This window comes from Mucilaginibacter defluvii, assembly GCF_039543225.1.
Taxonomy (GTDB): Bacteria; Bacteroidota; Bacteroidia; order Sphingobacteriales; family Sphingobacteriaceae; genus Mucilaginibacter; species Mucilaginibacter defluvii.
In genome coordinates this window covers 375,803-394,476 of the sequence record NZ_BAABJI010000002.1, presented here as the reverse complement: position 1 = coordinate 394,476, position 18,674 = coordinate 375,803, and the positions used below count along the sequence as shown (strand labels likewise).

At 43.0% G+C, this 18,674-nt stretch carries 17 protein-coding genes; 8 read left to right on the top strand and 9 right to left on the bottom strand.

The window, feature by feature from the left end; translation table 11 throughout:
- Positions 1-284 precede the first annotated feature (284 nt).
- Positions 285-1,187 carry a site-specific tyrosine recombinase XerD gene (xerD, locus tag ABD960_RS07965; RefSeq protein ID WP_345330491.1) on the bottom strand — a complete coding sequence of 301 codons (903 nt, stop codon included), beginning with the start codon at positions 1,185-1,187 and terminating at the stop codon, positions 285-287.
- 42 nt (positions 1,188-1,229) lie between these two features.
- On the opposite strand from xerD, the gene aroQ reads away from it, so the two are divergent.
- Positions 1,230-1,643 carry a type II 3-dehydroquinate dehydratase gene (gene aroQ, locus ABD960_RS07960; protein WP_345330490.1) on the top strand — a complete coding sequence of 138 codons (414 nt, stop codon included), beginning with the start codon at positions 1,230-1,232 and terminating at the stop codon, positions 1,641-1,643.
- 74 nt (positions 1,644-1,717) lie between these two features.
- On the opposite strand, the gene alaS is transcribed toward aroQ, so the two are convergent.
- Positions 1,718-4,486, bottom strand: coding sequence for an alanine--tRNA ligase (alaS, locus tag ABD960_RS07955; RefSeq protein ID WP_345330489.1), 2,769 nt, complete (start codon positions 4,484-4,486; stop codon positions 1,718-1,720).
- A 145-nt stretch (positions 4,487-4,631) separates the two neighbouring features.
- Between alaS and lysS the strand changes: the two genes are divergently transcribed.
- Together lysS and ABD960_RS07945 are read left to right on the top strand one after the other, a co-directional pair.
- Positions 4,632-6,353: a lysine--tRNA ligase gene (gene lysS / locus ABD960_RS07950; RefSeq protein ID WP_345330488.1), complete on the top strand. Its 1,722-nt coding sequence runs from the start codon at positions 4,632-4,634 to the stop codon at positions 6,351-6,353.
- A gap of 208 nt (positions 6,354-6,561) precedes the next feature.
- Entirely contained in the window at positions 6,562-6,774 is a 213-nt protein-coding gene (locus ABD960_RS07945) for a hypothetical protein (RefSeq protein ID WP_345330487.1), read from the top strand.
- 53 nt (positions 6,775-6,827) lie between these two features.
- Here ABD960_RS07945 and ABD960_RS07940 read toward each other — a convergent pair whose 3' ends face one another.
- The gene (locus ABD960_RS07940) at positions 6,828-7,379 is read right to left on the bottom strand and encodes a DUF2892 domain-containing protein (protein ID WP_345330486.1); all 552 of its coding nucleotides are present in this window, start codon (positions 7,377-7,379) and stop codon (positions 6,828-6,830) included.
- A 75-nt stretch (positions 7,380-7,454) separates the two neighbouring features.
- On the opposite strand from ABD960_RS07940, the gene ung reads away from it, so the two are divergent.
- From ung to ABD960_RS07925, 3 genes are all read left to right on the top strand, one after another.
- Entirely contained in the window at positions 7,455-8,132 is a 678-nt protein-coding gene (gene ung / locus ABD960_RS07935) for a uracil-DNA glycosylase (protein ID WP_345330485.1), read from the top strand.
- 88 nt (positions 8,133-8,220) lie between these two features.
- A complete protein-coding gene (gene purB, locus ABD960_RS07930; protein ID WP_345330484.1) occupies positions 8,221-9,564 on the top strand; it encodes an adenylosuccinate lyase in 1,344 nt (447 codons plus the stop codon).
- A 105-nt stretch (positions 9,565-9,669) separates the two neighbouring features.
- Entirely contained in the window at positions 9,670-10,218 is a 549-nt protein-coding gene (locus ABD960_RS07925) for a NifU family protein (RefSeq protein WP_345330482.1), read from the top strand.
- Between the two features lie 191 nt (positions 10,219-10,409).
- On the opposite strand, the gene ABD960_RS07920 is transcribed toward ABD960_RS07925, so the two are convergent.
- From ABD960_RS07920 to gpmA, 4 genes are all read right to left on the bottom strand, one after another.
- Complete coding sequence (locus ABD960_RS07920) at positions 10,410-11,198, bottom strand: inositol monophosphatase family protein (protein WP_345330481.1); 789 nt, start codon at positions 11,196-11,198, stop codon at positions 10,410-10,412.
- Positions 11,199-11,219: 21 nt separating this feature from the next.
- Positions 11,220-12,386 carry a prolipoprotein diacylglyceryl transferase gene (locus ABD960_RS07915; protein WP_345330480.1) on the bottom strand — a complete coding sequence of 389 codons (1,167 nt, stop codon included), beginning with the start codon at positions 12,384-12,386 and terminating at the stop codon, positions 11,220-11,222.
- A 30-nt stretch (positions 12,387-12,416) separates the two neighbouring features.
- Positions 12,417-13,736, bottom strand: a complete 1,320-nt coding sequence (mtaB, locus tag ABD960_RS07910) for a tRNA (N(6)-L-threonylcarbamoyladenosine(37)-C(2))-methylthiotransferase MtaB (protein WP_345330479.1) — start codon at positions 13,734-13,736, stop codon at positions 12,417-12,419.
- Positions 13,737-13,817: 81 nt separating this feature from the next.
- A complete protein-coding gene (gpmA, locus tag ABD960_RS07905) occupies positions 13,818-14,507 on the bottom strand; it encodes a 2,3-diphosphoglycerate-dependent phosphoglycerate mutase (protein ID WP_345330478.1) in 690 nt (229 codons plus the stop codon).
- A 112-nt stretch (positions 14,508-14,619) separates the two neighbouring features.
- On the opposite strand from gpmA, the gene ABD960_RS07900 reads away from it, so the two are divergent.
- The gene (locus ABD960_RS07900; protein ID WP_345330477.1) at positions 14,620-15,210 is read left to right on the top strand and encodes an acetate uptake transporter; all 591 of its coding nucleotides are present in this window, start codon (positions 14,620-14,622) and stop codon (positions 15,208-15,210) included.
- A gap of 24 nt (positions 15,211-15,234) precedes the next feature.
- A complete protein-coding gene (locus ABD960_RS07895; RefSeq protein ID WP_345330476.1) occupies positions 15,235-15,618 on the top strand; it encodes an SRPBCC domain-containing protein in 384 nt (127 codons plus the stop codon).
- Between the two features lie 74 nt (positions 15,619-15,692).
- On the opposite strand, the gene ABD960_RS07890 is transcribed toward ABD960_RS07895, so the two are convergent.
- Complete coding sequence (locus ABD960_RS07890; protein WP_345330475.1) at positions 15,693-17,060, bottom strand: OmpA family protein; 1,368 nt, start codon at positions 17,058-17,060, stop codon at positions 15,693-15,695.
- 409 nt (positions 17,061-17,469) lie between these two features.
- Complete coding sequence (locus ABD960_RS07885) at positions 17,470-18,651, bottom strand: trans-sulfuration enzyme family protein (protein ID WP_345330474.1); 1,182 nt, start codon at positions 18,649-18,651, stop codon at positions 17,470-17,472.
- Positions 18,652-18,674: the final 23 nt, after the last annotated feature.

Below are 18,674 nucleotides of genomic sequence, written 5' to 3'. Positions count from 1 at the left end.
TTTCTGACGTTTATTTAATCGGTATAACAAATTAAATCAACAAAAACGGTTTATCAAAATATTATTACAAAATTCTTATCTTTTTCCATATTGATATCGTCAAGTCCAAGAATTTAAAAAAATCACAAAAAAAGCTATTATAATTTATCTATAATTAATAAAAATTCAAACTTAATGCATTTAGCTTTGTAATAATGGCATTAAATCGTCGTGCTTTGTCATGATGATAAGCCATAATTTGATAAACCGTATAAGTATTATTCGTGCTGGGAATATAAAGATGGTCAGGCCCGGGGGTGGTATTGGTTTATGGTCGACCTGAGATAGTCGCGGTTCAGGTGCGTATAAATTTCAGTAGTGGTGATACTTTCGTGGCCAAGCATTTCCTGTACGGCGCGCAGATCCGCCCCACCCTCAACCAAGTGCGTAGCAAATGAATGCCGTAAGGTATGCGGACTAATATTTTTGTGCACACCGGCAAGTATAGCCAGATCCTTTAGCAGCATAAATATATATACACGGCTTAACCTGCTGCCCCGGCGGTTCAGGAAAACCATATCCTCCTCCCCCTTCTTTATAGAGACGTGAGTCCTTAATTCATGCAGCCAGATTTTGAGCGCTTTTATAGCCGCTCCGCCGATAGGTACTAAACGTTCCTTATCGCCTTTACCGGTAACTTTAATAAATTCAATATCGAGGTACAGGTTTGATATTTTTAGTTCAGTTAACTCCGATACACGCAGGCCGCAACTGTACAAAACCTCTATAATGGCTTTATTGCGCGGCCCTTCCGGTTTTGAAAGATCAATAATCGAGATGAGCCGGTTTATTTCGTCGTAACTCAATGTATCGGGGAGTTTACGCTGTATTTTGGGTGCTTCGAGCAGTTCAGACGGATCAGCAGCGATCAAATCCTCCATCAGCATATATTTATAGAATGCTTTTATACCGGACAGTATCCTGGCTTGCGATGTAGGCAGCATACGCAATTCATTTATCCACACCAAAAAGCGGCGTAAATCGGCAAGGGTAACTTTCTCCGGCCCGATATGATTGTGCGGATCCACTGTAGCGAATTGCGCCAACTTATCAATATCACGGGTATACGCCTCAATTGAATTTGATGACAACGAACGCTCGAGCCTTAAATACGCTTGAAAACTTTTTATAGCCTGCTGCCAGTTCAACCTGATTTTACTTTTATTAATTTATACCTAAGTTTGGGCACCATGAATATACAGATAATTAACGGGCCCAATTTAAACCTGCTTGGCGTGCGCGAAAAATCAATTTACGGCGATGCCAGTTTTGAAAGCTATCTTGAGCAACTGGTAGCCCGCTACCCAAATGTTACCATTAGCTATTACCAAAGCAATATAGAGGGCGAAATTATAAATAAACTGCATGAAGTTGGCTTTACGTTTGACGGCATTGTTATAAATGCCGGGGCCTACACCCATACATCCGTAGCCATAGGCGATGCTATTGCGGGCATTAATACCCCGGTGGTTGAAGTGCACATCAGCAATGTATATAAACGTGAGGAGTTCAGGCACTCATCCATGCTGGCTAAAAACTGCAAGGGTGTTATTGCCGGTTTCGGTATGGATTCGTACCGTTTGGCTATTGAAAGTTTGCTGTAAAATTTGTTTAGACGATATATAAAAGGGTCAATTACTCGAGGTAATTGACCCTTTGCTATTCTTATCGGTCCAGACTACGCTACAAAACTTTTCGCCTTTTCGAGTGCCCTGTCAATACCGGTAACATCTTTACCACCGGCCATAGCGTAGAATGGCTGACCGCCGCCACGCCCTTCGATTTCTTTTGCAAGTTCACCAACAATCTTGCCCGCGTTCAGGCCTTTATCTTTTACCAGGTTTTCCGCTATCATCACAGTAAGGCTTGGTTTGCCGTCAATATCAGCAGCTAAAACCAGGAACAAATCGTTGACTATATCCTTTAGGTTGTAAGCTAAATTCTTGATTGCATCCGCATTAGGTAAAGCCACTTTTTGGGCGATGAAATTGATGCCATTTATATTTTCGGCTGTTTTAGCCAGATCATCCTTTAAGCCGGCAGCTTTCTCGAGTACGCTTTTCTCGAGTTCCTTTTTCAGTCCGGCATTTTCGCTAATCAAGCTTTCGATGCTTTTGGTAATATCCTTCGGGTTTTTAAGCAGCTCTTTCAATTGATTGATCAGCAGGCTTTGCGCATTGATGTAATTCTCAGCAGCTATGCCGGTAATGGCCTCAATGCGGCGCACGCCCGCGGCAACGGCGCTTTCGCTGGTTATTTTAAAAAAACCTATTTGCCCGGTTGCGTTTACGTGTGTACCACCGCAAAGTTCCTTGCTGAAATCATCGTCAAAAGTAATAACGCGTACATAATCGCCATACTTCTCGCCAAACAGGGCGGTTACACCACTATTTAAGGCTTGCTGATACGGCACGTTACGTTCTTCTTTCAGATTGATGTTCTCGCGTATTTTGGCGTTGACTATCGCTTCTATCTGTGCTATCTCCTCGTCGGTCACCTTAGCGAAGTGCGAGAAATCGAAACGCAGGTAATCGGCATTAACCAGTGAGCCTTTTTGGTTTACGTGCGTACCCAAAACTTGTTTAAGCGCGGCGTGCAGTAAGTGTGTAGCCGAGTGGTTGCTCTCGCTGCTATGGCGCAAAGCAGGTTCAACAATGGCGGTTAACGCATCACTGATACCCTCGGGCAATGTATCGGTAAAATGAACGGTCAGGCCGTTCTCTTTCTTGGTATCGGTTACATACACGATCTCCCCATCCGGAAAAACCAGTTCGCCCTTATCGCCTACCTGGCCACCGCTCTCGGCGTAGAAAGGCGTTTTATCCAAAACAATTTGGTATTGCTCCTTACCCTTAGCCGTAACCTTGCGGTATTTTACCACATGGGCAACAGCCTCGGTTTCATCATAACCAACAAACTCTACCGAATCATCTTGTTTTAATACGATCCAGTCGCCGGTATCAATGGCGGTTGCAGCGCGGGAACGATTTTTTTGTTCTTGGAGATATACATTAAAATCATGCTCATCAACCGTAAACCCAAAATCCGATGCTATTAATTTAGTTAAATCAAGAGGAAACCCGTTCGAATCAAATAACTCAAACGCTGTCTTTCCATCTATACTTGGTTTAACATCTCCATAATAGCTTATTATGCGGTGTTTTAAATTCTCAGGATTATTAATGAAATAATTCTTTGCATCGATTGTTGAACTATCGTCATGCTCACTCAAATAATCCAAGCTTGGCACTCCAACAGCATCTTGCTCAAAAATATAAGTATAGATTTTTTGCAATCCTCTATCTAACGTTCTCAAAAAAGATATTTCTTCTTCCAAAACTACCTTCTGCACAAAATCCTTTTGTTCCCACAATTCATCGAAAACACTCTTGAATTGCTCAGCGAGTAAAGGCACTAGTTGATTGATGAACGGATCTTTAAAACCTAAATATTGGTATGAGTAACGCACCGCGCGGCGTAATATCCTGCGGATAACATAGCCAGCTTTATTATTAGATGGTAGTTGTCCATCTGCTATAGCGAAACTAATAGCACGAATATGATCAGCTAACACTCGCATGGCAACAGCTTCATTCCAACCCTCTTCGCCTGGTTTTGCAGCAGCGTTATATTGCTTGCCACTTTTATCAGCAATAAACTGAATCAGCGGTTGAAAAATATCGGTATCATAATTAGAAGTTTTGCCTTGCAGCACACGCACCAAACGTTCAAAGCCCATGCCTGTATCCACATGCTTTGCCGGTAGCGGTTGCAGCGAACTATCCTTAAGGCGGTTAAACTGCATAAATACGTTGTTCCATATCTCAATCACCTGATCGTGGTCGGCATTTACCAGCTTGGCGCCATCCACTTCGACACGTTCGTTATCAGGCCTACTGTCGAAGTGAATCTCTGAGCAGGGTCCGCACGGACCGGTTTCGCCCATTTCCCAAAAGTTATCTTTTTTGTTGCCGGGCAGTATATGGCTTTCGTCAACATACTGTTTCCAAAGTTCCAGCGTTTCGGTATCGGTTTCCAAACCTTCCTTTTGGTCACCCTCAAAGTAGGTTACGTAAAGGCGATCTTTGGGTAACTTATATACTTCGGTCAGCAGTTCCCAGCTCCAGGCAATGGCATCCTTTTTAAAGTAATCGCCAAAGCTCCAGTTGCCCAGCATCTCAAACATGGTATGGTGATAAGTATCAATACCCACCTCTTCCAGATCATTATGCTTGCCCGATACACGCAGGCAACGCTGGGTATCAACCACGCGTGAGCTTTTCGCCGGTGCCTCACCTAAAAATATATCCTTAAACTGGTTCATACCCGCGTTGGTGAACATCAGTGTAGGGTCGTTTTTAACTACGATAGGTGCCGAAGGCACAATGGTATGGCCTTTAGAAGCAAAAAAATCAAGAAAAGCTTTGCGTATCTCGTTAGCTGTCATGTACAGTATAATTTTGGAGTGCAAAAGTAATTATTAATCGGTTTATTGTTACCGAATTTATTGTTTAATATAAGGTTAGCCGTTTAATACGCCCTTACATAAAAAATACCTATTTTTGCAGCCTTAATAAAAACACCTTTTTACTATGAGCATTGCGCTATCCGAACAGGAAATTTTACGTCGCAAATCGTTACAGGATCTACGCGATTTAGGTATTGACCCCTACCCGGCCGAAGAATACAAGGTTACCGCCTGGGCTAAGGACATTAACGAAAATTTTAGCAGCAACCCCGATGCTTATAAACAGGTGACCATTGCCGGCCGTATCATGACGCGCCGTATTATGGGCAGCGCATCGTTTTTTGAGATACAGGATACAACCGGCCGCGTGCAGGTTTACATCAAACGTGATGATATTTGCCCTGATGAGGACAAGACCTTATACAATACCGTATTCAAAAAATTGCTTGATATTGGCGACTACGTTGGCGTTAAAGGCTTTGTATTTCTGACCCAAACCGGCGAAATATCAGTACATACACAAGAGTTGACCATCCTTTCAAAATCGTTGAAACCGCTACCTGTGGTTAAGCGCGACGAGGAAGGCAATATATATGATGGCTTTACCGACCCTGAGCTGCGTTACCGCCAGCGCTATGTGGATCTGACCGTAAACCCGGACTTTAAGCAGATCTTCATCAACCGCTCAAAAGTGATCAGCACCATGCGTAATTATTTTAACGCGCAAGGCTGGATGGAGGTTGAAACCCCGATCCTGCAATCAATACATGGTGGCGCGGCTGCAAGGCCTTTCATGACGCACCATAACACGCTTGATATGCCTTTGTACCTGCGTATAGCTAACGAGCTTTACCTGAAAAGGCTGATTGTAGCAGGTTTTGATGGGGTGTATGAATTTGGCAAGATGTTCCGTAACGAGGGTATGGACCGCACCCACAACCCGGAATATACCGCAATGGAGATTTACGTTGCCTACAAGGATTATGTGTGGATGATGGGCATGCTTGAAGAATGTTTAGAAATCGTTGCAAAAGCCGTACATGGTATTACCAGCGTACAGGTTGGCGCCAACGAGATCAACTTTGCAGGCCCGTACGAGAAGCTATCGATGTATGATTCGATTTTGAAATACACCGGCATTGATGTATCGCAAATGGATGAGGCAGGTTTACGCAAGGTATGTGCTGATCTGGAAATCGAAGTGGATGAATCAATGGGTAAGGGTAAACTGATTGATGAAATATTTAGTGCAAAGGTAGAAGCCAACCTAATACAGCCAACCTTTATTACCGACTACCCTATCGAGATGACGCCACTTGCCAAAAAGCACCGCAGCAAGGATGGCCTTGTTGAGCGCTTCGAGTTGTTTGTGAATGGCAAAGAGATAGGCAACGCGTATTCTGAATTAAATGACCCGATAGATCAGCGTGAGCGTTTTGAGGAGCAACTTATATTGGCCGGTCGTGGTGATGAGGAAGCGATGGCTATGGACGATGACTTTTTACGTTCCCTGGAATATGGTATGCCGCCAACATCGGGCCTGGGTATTGGTATTGACCGCTTGGTGATGCTGATGACCAACCAAAGCACCATCCAGGAAGTATTATTCTTTCCGCAGATGCGCCCTGAGAAGAAAGCAAAAGTTTCTACAGTTGAAGATTTTGTGAAGATTGGAGTTCCTGAAGTGTGGGTGCAGGTGTTAAATAACATGGGCTTTAAAACTGTAGAAGAACTAAAGGCAGCCAATCCAAACAAGGTTTATAACGATATGGGCGGTATGCGTAAAAAAATGAAGCTTGATATACCTATGCCAACTAAGGAAGAGGTGATGGCTTGGTTCGCGTAATTATTCTGAACCTGATTTCAAGAATCTGCAGAAGATAACGACCTACAAAATTTGAATTAGCAGGGCGGCAATTTTAAACAAATTACCGCCCTTTTATATTTTACACCTTCGTTGATAACATTTTTTTAACGAAATGTTAAAATTCATAAAACTTTCGTACCGAAACACTTGTTTAGCTTTATGGTTAATATAGCAAATAAGAAAGACTATGACTGGTTCAATCCTTGAGATAACTGAAAACGAGTACCTGATCAAATTAAACAAGAGCACATTTGATTTGTCGCTGATCAGGAATATATTAAAAATGGTTGAGGTTTCAAACCCTACGGAAGATGATTTCAGGTTTCCTGAACGTCGCTATATGCCCATACAAGGCAGCGCATCAGAACCGGGCTACTTCAGCACTATTGACGAAAAATAAAAGCGATACAATAATTTGTACCGCTTTTATTTTTTCTCTGATTTGATAATATCTTAGAACTGGCGGTAGCCACCACGTACTACCTGTTGCTTATCCATTTGCGCCATCTGCGCTTTCATCATTTTTATCTGATCCGCAAGCAACTTATTCTTATCTTCTTTCGAGGCTTCCTGCAAATACATCTGCGCTTCGCGCTTGTTGCGTTTTGCCATAGCTATGCCGGCCAGGCTAAGTTTAGCTAATGCGATATTGTGCGACATGCCCATACCCAGTGATAATGCCTTCTTAAAAAACTTCTCTGATTTTAATGGCGCTTTGCGCGACTCGATCAAGCCCACCAGCAGGTTGTAGTAACCATGCTGTTTGCGGTGCAGTTGTTTCTCATAATCGGTGATCTTGCCAAGCCACTGCTCGGCTTTTTCGGTATTTTCTTTACGCAAAAAATATTGCGCGATAATCATATTCTCGTTAAAAAAGAAGGTGAGTAATACCAGGCCACCAAATATAAACAATGGTATACCCCAGCCCCAAAAGCCAAATGCGCACAGTGTTACACCTGCACCCATTATTACACACGCTATAACTAAGCGAACAATATTTGACATAATTTGTAATATAACAATTTGAAGCGCAAATATCCGTTTATTTGCACTCTTAATCAACATCTGCAAACAATATTTATGGCGATAGATTTAGAGCCTTCGTGGCTGAATGTTTTGGGCGGCGAGTTTCAAAAAGACTACATGGTTAAGCTTCGCGAATTTTTGAAATCAGAAAAAGAAAGCGGGCAAACCGTCTATCCAAAAAACAGTGATATATTCAACGCATTTAACAAAACACCTTTTGATAAGTTGAAAGTTGTTATACTTGGTCAGGACCCATATCATGGAGCGCATCAGGCACATGGGTTGTCATTTTCTGTACAAAAAGGGATAAATCCTCCGCCATCACTTAAAAACATTTACAAGGAGCTGGTGACAGATATTCCGGGTTTTGCAATACCGACGCATGGTGAACTGACGGAATGGGCCGAACAGGGAGTAATGATGCTGAACGCCACGCTTACCGTGCGCGCGGGTAGCCCTGGCTCACACCAAAAAAAGGGTTGGGAGATATTTACCGACACGGTGATCAAAACTATATCCGAACAAAAGGAAGGTATCGTATTTTTACTATGGGGTAAGTTTGCTCAAGCAAAAGCTGAACTGATTGATGCAGGTAAACACCATATACTAAAAGCTGCCCACCCCTCGCCATACTCGGCCGACAGCGGCTTTTTTGGTTGCAGACATTTCTCTAAAACCAATGAGATTCTTGTAAAAAAAGGCAAAAATACTATTGACTGGCAGATACATTAACTTACTATTAGCTTGCCGTAATAATTGATTGCGCCGTATTGAGATTAAGTGTGCGGTAAAAAGTATCTTTGCGAAAAATTTATTTACTATGCAGCTTAACGCTTTATCAGCTATATCACCTGTTGATGGCAGGTACCGTAACACAACCGCCGGACTTGCCGCTTATTTTTCTGAATATGCTTTAATTAAATACAGGGTATTTGTTGAGATTGAGTATTTCATCGCCTTATATGAGCACCCGCTGCCTCAACTGGCCGATTTTGACAGATCGTTATCTGGTAAACTGCGCGACATTTATAACAACTTCAGCGAAGCCGATGCCGAAAGCATCAAGCAAATAGAGAAAACTACCAACCATGACGTAAAGGCGGTTGAGTACTTTATTAAGCAAAAGTTTGACGAATTAGGTATTGAACAATATAAAGAATTTATACACTTTGGCCTTACCTCGCAGGATATAAATAATACGGCCATACCTTACTCGTTTAAACTGGCACTTACCGAAAGCTATTACCCTGCCATAAACAAGCTTGTAGATACGCTAAAAAACTATGCCGCCGAATGGCAAAATATACCCATGCTGGCACATACCCATGGTCAGCCTGCGTCGCCAAGCCGCTTGGGTAAAGAGATCGATGTATTTGTAGAGCGTATTGAAAAGCAGCTGGCGCAACTGCAGCAGGTACCATTTTCCGCTAAATTTGGGGGCGCTACCGGCAATTTTAACGCGCACAACATCGCTTACCCGGCTATAGACTGGAAAGCTTTCGGAAATAATTTTGTTGATAATATTTTAGGCTTGAGCCGCTCGCAGTACACTACGCAGATTGAGCACTATGATAATTTTGCCGCGCAATGCGATGCGCTAAAGCGTATCAACAACATCCTGATCGACCTTGACCGTGATATGTGGACCTACATATCCATGAATTATTTTAAGCAAAAGATCAAAGCCGGCGAAGTTGGGTCATCGGCTATGCCGCATAAGGTAAACCCTATCGACTTTGAAAACTCGGAAGGTAACCTGGGCATAGCGAATGCGCTGTTTGAACATCTGGCTGCAAAACTACCAATCTCCCGCCTGCAACGCGATTTAACAGACAGTACCGTTCTGCGTAACATCGGCGTGCCGGTGGCGCATACCCTGATCGCTATTAAATCGACTGTAAAAGGTTTGAACAAATTATTGCTTAATGAGGCCGCTATCAATGCCGATCTCGAAGCGAATTGGGCGGTAGTTGCCGAGGCTATACAAACCATTTTACGCCGTGAAGCCTACCCTAACCCTTACGAAGCACTAAAAGAACTAACCCGCACCAACACCCATGTAAACGCTGAAACAATTGCGGCGTTTGTAGATACTTTGGATGTTAACGATAGCGTAAAGGCAGAACTTAAACAGATAACGCCATCAAATTATACAGGGATATAAACAAAATTATCAAAGTCATTAAGCGGTCATAACTAAATTGGTTTGCTTTTTTACCAAAAAAGCTGTTTAAATTTGTTATTAATACAAATAACAATCTCGAAAGAAATGAATATCAACGTATATACCGAAGCTACGCCAAACCCGGCAACCATGAAGTTCATTGTGAACAAGTTGCTGATAAACGGCAGTGTGGACTACCCTACCAAAGAAAGCGCCGAAACTTCGACCTTTGCAAAAGAGCTATATAAATTCTCGTTTGTAAACGGCGTGTTTTTCGCCAGCAACTTTGTTACCGTTACCAAAACAGAAGGTACTGACTGGGCCGACATAGAGCCTATATTAAAAGAATTCGTAAAAGGTGCGGTTGAATCAGAACTTGTTGTTAAAGCCGAAGCGCATGAAGAAGTTGACTTTGAAGGTACCGACACCGAAATAAAAATACAGCAAATACTGAATGATTACGTTCGCCCGGCTGTTGAGCAGGATGGCGGTGCTATTACCTACAAATCATTTGATGAAGGTGTGGTTACTGTTGAGCTTCGCGGTTCATGCAGCGGTTGCCCGTCATCAACCGTAACCCTGAAAGCCGGTATTGAAAACCTGCTTAAACGTATGGTACCGGGTGTTACCGAAGTAGTGTCTGAAGCTTATTAATGATAGGATTTCACTGATTTACTTTATGATTTCATCGATTGAAATTACTCAGATAAAATAATACATTATAAAAAAGTCCCATAGGTTGAACTATGGGACTTTTTTTTATTAAACAATCGGAGAAATCAATCTCCTAAAACCAGTGCAATCTAAAAATGAAATCCTGCAATCAGGCAAATCCTAAAATCAAATCAAAAATACTTTTGGATAAACTGCAACATCTCCCCGGTAATATTACCATTAGTGGCTAATAATTCCCGTGTTTCAATAACTTCATCACCACCTTTAAAATTTACCACCTGTCCGCCAGCTTGTTTTACTATTACAATACCTGCTGCAATATCCCATGCGTTTAGATTGTATTCGTAAAAGCCTTCAAAGCGGCCACAAGCTGTATAAGCCAGGTCAACCGCGGCTGAACCAATACGGCGTAAGCCGTGGCAACTGCGCATCAGTTCGGCAAACAATTTCATGTACTGCTCCTGCTTGCCAAAATCGTAATAAGGAAAACCCGTGGCCAGCAAGCTATGCTCAAGTGTAGGCGCATTACTTACCTTTATCTCGTTACCATTCAGGTACGCAGGCGCACCTTTCCAGGCATAAAAACACTCATCAAGGTTTACCTCGTATATTACACCCACCACCAATTCATCGTATTCTTTAAGTGCTATACTGATTGAGAAGGTCGGCAAGCCATGTATAAAGTTGGTAGTACCATCCAGCGGATCGATGATCCAGTTATATACATGCCCAATTTTGGTGCTTGTTTTTTCTTCGGTAATAAAACCTGCTACCGGCAATATCTTTTCAAGCCCGGCAACCAGTTGCTGCTCTGCGGTTTTATCAACATACGATACCAGGTCATTCAGTCCCTTATATTCTATCTTATCCGTACTAAAGGTTTTTCTTTCCTGGCGGATGAAATCACCAACCTGTTTAGCCAGCTCGACAATACTTAGCACAACTTCCTGTAGATTCATAAATTCTATTCTTAATAACGGTTAAATTGCAGGCGTCGGGTTTGTTCTTTTGTTATCGCTTCGTGCTAATAATATCACTCCGGCAATTACCATAAATAGTGAGATCATCTCAGCCTGGGTGAATGATATACCAAATAAATGATACTTGGTATTCACACGGATCAGCTCGACAAAGAAACGCTCAATACCTGCCAGTATCAGGTAAATACCGAACAATGCACCCGGTTTTGTAACCTTATTGCGAATGGTCCAAATAATTAAGAACAGTACCAGGCAAACCACAACCTCGTAAAACGGCGTAGGGAAAACCGGCTGCGGTAATTCATTACAATACTTACCCAGGCAACCGGCAATAGGCACGCCTTCGGCATTTACGTTGTGCGGATATTTAAACGCCCACATCCAATCGGGCGCCCAGCTTAGCCATCCAGGTTTTGGTGCAAGGTTTACAATGCCCCAATCGCCATCGCCTGCCATCTGACAGCCGATACGGCCTACCGCGTATGACAGCATCATTCCCGGTCCGCCAATATCAAGCATAGTGAGTGGTTTAATTCCGTTTTTTTTAGCTATGTATAATACAGCAGCACCACCACATATTAATCCACCATAAAAGGTTAATCCGCTGGTACCGATCAGCATTCCAACCGGATCAGCCGTAAAGGCATCCCAATTCTCAAGCGCGTTAAAAAGCTTTGCCCCGGCAAAACCAAAAACCGCTGCCCATAACAATATGTTGCCCATCAATTCGTGCGGATGAACCAAAACACGTTTTTGCACGGGCTGCGGCAGGCGTTGCTTTTTATTTTCGGCGTAAGCCCAATAGATAAACACCGCGGCTAACACAATACCGCCTAATAAATTACCCCGGGCGGATAGTAAAAAGCTTTGCGTATCGCTTATCAGATCCTGATAATGCAGTATGGCTTCAAGCACTTTAAAGCCGATAACAAAACCAAAAATACCGTTGCCTATTATTTCTGCTGTTGACAGGGGTTCGCCAACAGTAATTGTTTTTTCAATCGGATGAATCTCGCCAAGCTTTTCGCGGCGTTTAAATTCCTGTACAAAAGCCCAATAAGCCGCCATAAAAGCTATGGCTACAAAAAATCCAAAAGTTTGTATGGGTAATGGCGGTACGTTTAACCCGGTGAGATAGTGTATCAGCTCGGATATGGTAGGAAACATAAGCAGTATTTTGAGGACGAATATATGCTTTTAATGCACTAATACCTCAACCGCTTCTGTAATTTCTACATCACCATCCGGTGATATATTTGTTAATTGCACCGTTTTAAGCTCGTTAACTAAAACCGGATCATATTTAGCCTTTACCTTAACATAGTTACGGGTAAAGCCATGCATTAAACCGTCTTTAATGTCGCCTTCAAATAACACCTCTTCGATTTTGTTCAACTGCCCTTCGTAAAATGCACGGCGTTTTTTGTCAGACAATATGTGCAGCATTTTGCTCCTATCGGCACGGGTTGAGCCGGGTACAGCGCCCTGCATCTCGGCAGCGAGTGTATTTTCACGCTCAGAGTAAGTAAACACATGGAGGTATGAAATATCCATACCATTTAAAAAGTTATAGGTATCTATAAAGTCCTCGCGGGTTTCGCCCGGGAAACCCACAATCACATCTACCCCAATGCAGCAGTCGGGCATTACAGCTTTTATTTTAGCTACCCTATCAGCGTATAAAGCTTGCTTATAACGGCGGCGCATCAATCCCAGGATTTTATCAGAGCCTGATTGCAGCGGGATATGAAAATGCGGTACAAACCTTTTGGAGGTAGCCACAAACTCAATAATTTCGTCGGTAAGTAAGTTAGGTTCGATAGATGAAATACGTATCCTGTCAATACTTTCAACCTCATCCAATGCTTTAACCAGGTCAAAGAATTTATCTTCGCGCTGGCCGTTACGAATGCCGAAATCGCCCAGGTTAACACCTGTAAGTACAATTTCCTTAACGCCGGACTCCGCTATTTTACGGGCTTGTTTTAATACATTCTCAATAGTGTCGCTACGGCTGGCGCCGCGCGCTAATGGTATAGTACAGAATGTGCATGAATAATCGCAACCGTCCTGAACTTTTAAAAACGTACGGGTACGATCTCCAAATGAATATGCCGGAACAAACTCGTTCGCTTCAGAAACGGGCTGATTATATACCAACGTTTTTGGCTGCTTGGTAAGGTCTGTTATGTGATCAATGATTTGGAATTTCTCGGCCGCGCCAAGCACCATGTCCACACCCGGAATTTCGGCTATTTCTTTGGGCTTAAGCTGCGCATAGCAACCAACAATAGTAATGTAAGCGTTAGGCGATACCTTTAAAGCCTCTTTGACTATCTTCTTACATTTTTTATCAGCGTTCTCGGTAACCGAGCATGTGTTTATCACATATACATCCGGCGCATCGGTAAAATCAACGGTGCTGTAACCGGCATCGTTAAATAAACGACCGATACTCGAAGTTTCAGAATAATTAAGCTTACAGCCCAGTGTATAAAACGCTACTTTCCTGTTCATTGTCAATCGGCAAAGATAAAAAATATATCTAAAGCCTATTTACACCATAACGTAATTTTCCATGTGCGGTAAGCCAGTCAGTTATTCGAGATAGTAATGCCTGATGCGGTTTAACTCTTCATCCAACTCATAAACCCAGGGGGTGGCTGTGGGTATTTCCAGATCGGTTACCTCCTCATCGCTCATTAAATCAATATACTTAATTAAAGCACGTAAACTGTTACCATGCGCGCAGATGATCACCTGTTTACTCTCGCGCATTGCATGCACAATTACCTCACCCCAAAACGGTAACACACGTTCCATTGTTTCACTCAAGTTTTCAGTTAAGGGCAACTCGCGACCGGTCAGGTTTTTGTAACGTACATCCTTGCCCGGGTAGCGGTCATCATCTTTGGTTATGGCAGGTGGATGTTCATTAGGGTCGCGGCGCCATTTATGCACTTGCTCCTCTCCGTACTTCTCAATGGTTTCCTGCTTATTAAGCCCTTGCAAGGCACCGTAAAAACGTTCATTTAACCGCCAAGACTTGGTTACCGGTATCCATAAATGATCCAGTTCTTCAAGCACGATGTGAAGCGTTTTTATTGACCGTTTTAAAACCGACGTAAACCCCGCATCAAAATTATAGCCATGCTTGGCCAGTAGCTGCCCGGCACGCTTGGCTTGTGCGAACCCTTCTTCAGACAGATCAACGTCTGTCCAGCCGGTAAACCTGCCCTCCTGGTTAAATACGCTTTCGCCGTGGCGAAGCAAAACGAGTTTCTGCATATATAGTGTTACAACATTGAAATACCACGGGAGTTTAAAAAATTTTGCTTAATTCATTTTTAAGCATACATTGCACGCATCCAATTATTTACCTTTTAATTCATCTAAAATTATGAGCACAACCACTCCCATTTCAATGGTTGAGAGCACGGCTAACCCTGCGCCGCTAGGTTTATGCGCCTTCGGTATGACAACCATTTTGCTTAATGTGCACAATGCCGGCTTTTTTGAGATCAATGCCATGATACTTGCCATGGGCATATTTTATGGCGGAACCGCGCAAGTAATTGCCGGTATTATAGAGGCAAAAAAGAATAATACCTTTGGCTTAACCGCATTTACCTCATACGGCATGTTTTGGCTAACATTTGTGGCCATGAACTTTCTGCCCAAGCTGGGCCTCGCCGAAAAAACATCCAATGATGCATTAGTAGCTTTTTTAGCGATGTGGGGATTGTTTACGTTATTCCTGTTTTTTGGCACCTTAAGGTTAAGCAAGGCGCTGCAGTTTGTGTTCGGCTCGTTAGTTATACTATTCGGGTTGTTAGTTTGGGGCGATGCTACGGGTAACGAAACTATTAAGCACATTGCAGGCTACGAAGGTATTATCTGCGGCGCATCCGCAATTTACACAGGTATTGCCCAGGTGCTGAACGAGGTATATGGTCGTGTTGTTTTACCGCTTGGCCCGGTGGTAAAATAGCCGGATTAACGCTAACTTGCGCCCGTGAAAGATTTTAAAAAATATTACACCATACCCGCCACTCCCGAAGAGGTTTACGCGGCTATAACCAACCCGCTCACTATTGAACTTTGGACGGGCGAGCCTGCCCAGATGTCTACTGAAGCAGGCAGTGAGTTTGCCATGTGGGATGGCAGCATATCCGGTAAAAACCTGGAGTTTGAGGAAGGAAAGAAAGTGGTACAGCAATGGTACTTTGGCGAACAGGAAGAACCATCAATAGTTACCATAAAACTGCATGCCGATAAATATGGCACATCTGCCGAATTGAAGCACACCAACATACCGGATGAAGCTTATGATGATATTGTTGAAGGCTGGACGGACAGCTACTTTGGTGGAATAGCCGATTTTTACAGCGTACAATAATCCGTTTCACACAAATAAAGAAACGCCGAATGGTTGATCCATTCGGCGTTTCTTTATTTGTGCTTACCCAGCTATTAATACAAGGTAAATTCTACACGACGGTTTTGCTGACGGCCTTCGGCAGTTTTATTGCTGGCGATAGGCTGGCTTTCACCATAACCTGTAGCTTCAACACGTGATGCATTTGCACCTTTGCTTACCAGGTATGATTTGATTGACTCGGCACGGGCTTTTGATAATTTCAGGTTAGCCGCGTCAGAACCAACGTTATCGGTATGACCTGCAAGTTTAAGGCTGAAATTTTTATCAACAAGCAGTTGTGCTACTTTATCTAAGCTTGGGTATGATTTAGCACGGATGGTAGCTTTACCAAAATCAAACTCCAGGTTATCAATAGCGTCTTTTACAACTTTTTTGTCCTCTTCGGTCACGTAAACTTTTACTTCACGTTTGCCTATCGGGCAACCTGAACCATCAACTTGTGTACCGGCTGGTGTACCAGGGCATTTATCGTACATATCAGGCACGCCGTCTCCATCGGTATCAGCAGATAACTTATTTAGATTTTCATTAGTAGTATTTAAATCATTACGCAGTTTTGCATTCTCTTCTTTCTGCATGTTCAGTTGGCTTTGCAGATCGCTGGTTTTGCGCAGGTACTCGGTACGCATTGAGTTTACCGGGTTGTAAGTTGCCATTTCAGGTTTGCTGCGGCTGCCTAACGAGAATTCCAAACCTACGTGAGCGTAAGAGAACTTGTCGTTGTTCATACCATAGTTATAACCATCAAGGTTATCGCCATTAACAAAACCAATTTGGTAACCTAAATCAAGATTAATACCTGAACCCATGTTTATCTTAAAACCGGCGCCAACAGGTATGTATACTTTGTGGATGTTGCCACCGCCATCGCTAAAGCCTGTACGAGAACCGTCAGCATTTACGATGCTCGGGCGATAAGCAATTACACCACCACCTGCGGTGATATAAGGCTGAATTGCGCCTTTTTTGTGTCTCCAGTTAATATTGGCTAAAGTGAACTGACCACTTAAAGCTGCTGACCAGTTTAAATCAGTGCTGAAACTTTGCGGCGTATTGCCTGAAGCAACGTTGGTTTGGCCTAATCCGCCTTCAAGTTTACCGCGAAGGAAATCAGCCTGTAAGCCGAAAGAAGGAAGAATTTGTTTTTTAATGTAAGCGCCATAACCTATATTTTCGTGCGGGCTCCTGAAATCCTGACGGCTCATGTTCACCAGGAAGGTTGACGGTGATAGCATACCACCATGTATACCAATTGACCATGTACGTAATTTATCTCCGCCTGAAAACGGCTCGACATAATTTGCAGATGAAACAGTTGTATCAGGGGATTGTGCGAACAGTTTGCCTCCAACCATTACACCGGTTAACAGCAGTGAAGCTTTTTTTAGATTTGTTTTCATATATTCAATTGTTAGTATCGGCTGTATATTACAAGCCGCATCCCCCATGTTCAATTCAGATGCCATTGTTTGTAAAGCAAATGTTACAAACGATTGAATAATTACAATTTTTAATGAAATTTTAATGAAACATTAAAATTAATTCACTGAACCATAGCGAATAAAACTAAAATATTTTCATTTTCGCAATGAGCGTTTGAACAGCTAATAAAGTGTAGCTGATAAACTAAGCACATGCACGTAATAAAATACACTCTGTAGCAAGAGGTATTCAAGCTAAACTCGAGAGGTAACTACAAATACGCATTGTAAATAAGATAAGCGCAAGCAGGATTAAAGATAACAAAAGCAGCCTGCTTGTACCGAATTATTAGATACAAGCAGGCTGCTTTTATTATTTTCAATTATCTTACTTAGCGCTTTGCTCTAAAGCCTGGTTAATATCAGCGATGATATCATCTACATGCTCCAGGCCGGTTGAGATACGAATTAAACCGGGTGTAATACCTACTGAAAGGCGCTCCTCTTCCGTAAGCTTTGAATGTGTTGTACTGGCCGGGTGCGCTGCTATGCTTCGGGTATCACCAAGATTAGCCGTAACTGAAAGCATTTTTAGCGAATTTAAGAATTTAGCGCCTGCTGCCGAGCCTCCTTTAATTTCAAAGCAAAGCACACCGCCACCGGCCTTCATTTGTTTTTTGGCAATTTCATGCTGCGGATGGCTTGGTAAAAACGGGTACTTAACCCATGATACCGCCGGGTGCTGCTCCAAAGTTTCGGCCACTTTCAGCGCATTTTTGCTATGGCGCTCCATACGTACATCAAGCGTTTCCAGGCTCTTGCTTAGCACCCAGGCATTAAACGGCGACAGTGCCGGTCCGCTATGGCGGCAGTATAGGTAAATCTCTTTAACCAGATCGGCACGGCCAACAATCACGCCGCCCAATACACGCCCTTGCCCATCGATCCACTTTGTGGCGGAGTGAATAACGATGTCGGCACCAAAATCAATGGGGCGCTGAATTACAGGTGTAGCAAAGCAGTTATCTACATTTAAAATAAGATTATGCTTTTTAGTGAACTGGCCAGCCCATTCCAGATCAATGATCCCGATCTGCGGGTTAGTAGGCGTTTCCAGGTAAACCATTTTAGTATTGGGCTGTACTGCAGCTTCCCAGGCTGCTTTATCATCAGCCGGAACTAAAGTACAGGTGATGCCGTAACGCGGAAAATATTTGGTAACAATGGTAAACGTACTGCCAAATACCGAGCTGCAGCAAATCATGTGGTCACCTTGCTTTAACAAGGCAAAAAACGAGGAGAAAATAGCGCTCATACCGGTGGCGGTAGCAAAGCCATCCTCGGCGCCTTCAAGGGCGCACATTTTAGCTATAAACTCATCAACGTTAGGGTTGCTGAAACGGCTGTATATGTTTTCATCCACCTCGTCGGCAAAGGCCGCACGCATGGTTTCAGCATTTTCAAATGTAAAGCTGCTGGTTAAATACAGCGGCGTGGAATGCTCTTTTTGAGATGTTTTAGAAGTTTGTATGCGTATCGCTTTTGATATCGGGTCTAACTGATCTGACATAGAAAAATAAAAATAAAGAATGT

Bases quoted from the DNA above. Each gene is read 5' to 3' on its own strand.
- aroQ (WP_345330490.1), top strand. From the start codon at position 1,230: ATGAATATACAGATAATTAACGGGCCCAATTTAAACCTGCTTGGCGTG.
- alaS (WP_345330489.1), bottom strand. From the start codon at position 4,486: ATGACAGCTAACGAGATACGCAAAGCTTTTCTTGATTTTTTTGCTTCT.
- lysS (WP_345330488.1), top strand. From the start codon at position 4,632: ATGAGCATTGCGCTATCCGAACAGGAAATTTTACGTCGCAAATCGTTA.
- ABD960_RS07945 (WP_345330487.1), top strand. From the start codon at position 6,562: ATGACTGGTTCAATCCTTGAGATAACTGAAAACGAGTACCTGATCAAA.
- ABD960_RS07940 (WP_345330486.1), bottom strand. From the start codon at position 7,379: ATGTCAAATATTGTTCGCTTAGTTATAGCGTGTGTAATAATGGGTGCA.
- ung (WP_345330485.1), top strand. From the start codon at position 7,455: ATGGCGATAGATTTAGAGCCTTCGTGGCTGAATGTTTTGGGCGGCGAG.
- purB (WP_345330484.1), top strand. From the start codon at position 8,221: ATGCAGCTTAACGCTTTATCAGCTATATCACCTGTTGATGGCAGGTAC.
- ABD960_RS07925 (WP_345330482.1), top strand. From the start codon at position 9,670: ATGAATATCAACGTATATACCGAAGCTACGCCAAACCCGGCAACCATG.
- ABD960_RS07920 (WP_345330481.1), bottom strand. From the start codon at position 11,198: ATGAATCTACAGGAAGTTGTGCTAAGTATTGTCGAGCTGGCTAAACAG.
- ABD960_RS07915 (WP_345330480.1), bottom strand. From the start codon at position 12,386: ATGTTTCCTACCATATCCGAGCTGATACACTATCTCACCGGGTTAAAC.
- mtaB (WP_345330479.1), bottom strand. From the start codon at position 13,736: ATGAACAGGAAAGTAGCGTTTTATACACTGGGCTGTAAGCTTAATTAT.
- gpmA (WP_345330478.1), bottom strand. From the start codon at position 14,507: ATGCAGAAACTCGTTTTGCTTCGCCACGGCGAAAGCGTATTTAACCAG.
- ABD960_RS07900 (WP_345330477.1), top strand. From the start codon at position 14,620: ATGAGCACAACCACTCCCATTTCAATGGTTGAGAGCACGGCTAACCCT.
- ABD960_RS07890 (WP_345330475.1), bottom strand. From the start codon at position 17,060: ATGAAAACAAATCTAAAAAAAGCTTCACTGCTGTTAACCGGTGTAATG.
- ABD960_RS07885 (WP_345330474.1), bottom strand. From the start codon at position 18,651: ATGTCAGATCAGTTAGACCCGATATCAAAAGCGATACGCATACAAACT.